At 63.3% G+C, this 2,572-nt stretch carries 3 protein-coding genes; all 3 read right to left on the minus strand.

The features are described 5' to 3' along the window. Positions 1 to 836, minus strand: an 836-nt coding sequence (locus ENTMO_RS24395) for an ABC transporter permease subunit (RefSeq protein WP_010435845.1), incomplete at its 3' end; no start/stop codon positions are given. Further along, entirely contained in the window at positions 837 to 1,868 is a 1,032-nt protein-coding gene (gene lsrC, locus ENTMO_RS0121035; RefSeq protein WP_010435847.1) for an autoinducer 2 ABC transporter permease LsrC, read from the minus strand. It abuts the gene before it with no gap. Continuing rightward, positions 1,865 to 2,572, minus strand: a 708-nt coding sequence (locus ENTMO_RS26770) for an ATP-binding cassette domain-containing protein (protein WP_041951453.1), incomplete at its 5' end; no start/stop codon positions are given. The genes lsrC and ENTMO_RS26770, both read right to left, overlap by 4 nt.

Raw genomic sequence — 2,572 nt, forward strand, 5'->3', positions numbered from 1 at the left:
TGCTGCAGGTAGCCCACCAGCAGCGCCGCCAGCGCCGTACCGACAACCGAACCTGACCCGCCGTAGATATTGGCCCCGCCGAGCACGGCGGCAGTGAGCGCTGGCATCAGTAAATCCCGCCCCAGATCCGAACGCGCGGAGCCGAAATAGGAGACCATCACCAGTGCGGCAATCGCCGAGGCCACGCCCACCAGGCCGTACAGCGCGTAGGGCATGCCGTTTACCGACAGCGCCGCATAGCGCGCCGCGCGCGGGTTTTGCCCGATTAAAAACAGGTGACGACCAAAGCGCCCGCGATGGGTAATCAGCCAGAAGAAAAACGTAATCACCGCGAACAGCACCAGCGGGATCGGCAAGCCCAACACCGTGAGGTTAGCGAACGCCGTGAAGCTGTCCGGGAAGCCGCCGATGCCCTCGTAGCCCGTCGCCCCCGCCATGCCGGAGAGCAGCAGCGCGCCGCCGCCGTAGAGGTAGAGGGTGCCGAGAGTAATAACCAACGGGCTGATGCCGGTATAGTGAATAAGCGCGGCATTAAATAATCCGCACAGCAGGCCGAGCAGCAGCGTCAATGGAACGGCGAACGCCATTGGCCACCCCGCCTGCATCATGACGCCCAGCGCAATGGCACACAGGCCGATGGTCGAGCCGAGGGAGATGTCGATCCCGCCGCTGATAATCACCAGCGTGAGCGGTAGCGCCACAATGCCAATACAAATGAAGTCGCTGGTGCTGAACAACAGCATGTTGATATCAAGCATGCGCGGGTTGATGGCGCCAAAGAGCAGAATCTCCAGCACCAGTAAAATGAGCAGCGCGCTTTCCCAGTTAAGCCTCATTTACGCCACCTCTTTTTTGCGTTTTGGAAAAGGGGTCACGTGCTTTCCCCCTCTGTTGCCCGGCTGGAAGCGGCCATACTTCAGCGCCCGCTGGTGACGCGCCAGCGCCTGGCGCAGACGTCCGTCGAGCACCAGCACGCCCAGCAGCACCAGCCCGGCGATAAAGTCGTTCCACCACGCCGGGAGTCTGAATAGCACCAGCACGGTATCGATTTGCGTCAGGAAGAAGGCCCCGAGCAGCGCGCCGATCAGCGTGCCCGTGCCGCCCAGCAGCGAAATGCCGCCGAGCACGCAGGCGGCGATGGCCTTCATCTCCAGCCCGCTGCCGGTCTGGTTCGGCACAAAGCCAATCTGCGCGGCAAAGACAATTCCGGCGCAGGCCGCCAGCATGCCGTTCAGGGTAAAGGCAATCATGCGGGTGCGGTTCACCGCCACGCCCAGCTGGCGCGCGGCGGCGAGGTTATCCCCCACCGCGTAGAAATCACGACCGAACGCGGTGCGCGACAGCGTCCATGCGCCTGTGGCCGCGATAATCAACACGACTATTCCGAGCGGTGAAATGCCGATGGCGGCAGGCTCAGAGAGGGATTTCAGCGCTGGCGGCAGTCCTTCAATCCACTTCCCGCCCGTCCAGAGCAACATCGCCCCGCGGTACAACCCCAGCGTTCCGAGGGTGGCGACAATCGCCGGAATGCGCAGCCCCACCACCAGAAACCCGTTGAACGCCCCGGCCAGCGCACCAGTCGACAGCGCGAAGAGAATGGAAACGGGCAGGCTGTAGCCGCTGTTCAGCGCCACACCTACGGCGATCGCGGACAGCCCCACGGTGGAGCCAACGGACACGTCGATATTGCGGGTCAGCATCACAAGCGCGGCACCGATGGCTAGCAGGATCAGGATCTGCGCGCTGGCGAAGATCATCCCCAGCGTCTGCAGGCTGAAGTAAGACGGGTTCAGCGCCACCAGCACGGCGAATAGCGCCAGAATGGCGAGAAACGCGCTCAGCTCGCGGTTTTTGAGTAAGGTCTTCATGATTGCCCTCCGAACGCCAGCGCCATCATCTTGTCGAGGCTGACGGCGTGACGCGGCAGCTCGCCGCTGAGCACGCCCTGATGCATCACCAGCACCCGGTCCGCAAGGCCCGGGAACTCGTCGAGATCGCTTGAGATCATCAGCACCGCCACGTTCTGTGCTGCCACGCTTTTTATCAGCTGGTAGATGTCGGCGCGGGCCGAGACGTCCACCCCGCGCGTCGGTTCATCGACGATCAGCAGTAAAGGATTGGCCTCGAGACAGCGCGCCAGCAGCACCTTCTGCTGGTTGCCGCCGGAGAGCGTGCGTACGGTTTGATCCGCATGGTTAAGCTTGATCCCCAGCGCCCGGTGGTAACGCTCCACCACCGCAGACTCCCGCTTGCGCTGCTGCCAGAGAGACGGCTCGTTCAGCGCCACGGTGTTCCAGCGGATCGGCGCGTCGAGGAACAGGCCTGACACCTGCCTGTCTTCCGGCAGGTAGACCAGCCCTTTTTCCAGGCGTGAACTGACCGGATCGCCGGTAATCTCCTGGTTCTCCAGCCAGACGCGACCGCCGCGCACGGGCCGCAGACCATAGAGCGTTTCCGCAAACTCGGTGCGCCCGGATCCCACCAACCCGGCCAGGCCGACGATCTCCCCGGCGTAGATCTCAAGGCTGAGATCGATAAACCCCTCCCCGGTGAGATCGTCCACCCGCAGCAC

This window comes from Enterobacter mori LMG 25706 (assembly GCF_000211415.1).
Classification (GTDB): Bacteria; Pseudomonadota; Gammaproteobacteria; order Enterobacterales; family Enterobacteriaceae; genus Enterobacter; species Enterobacter mori.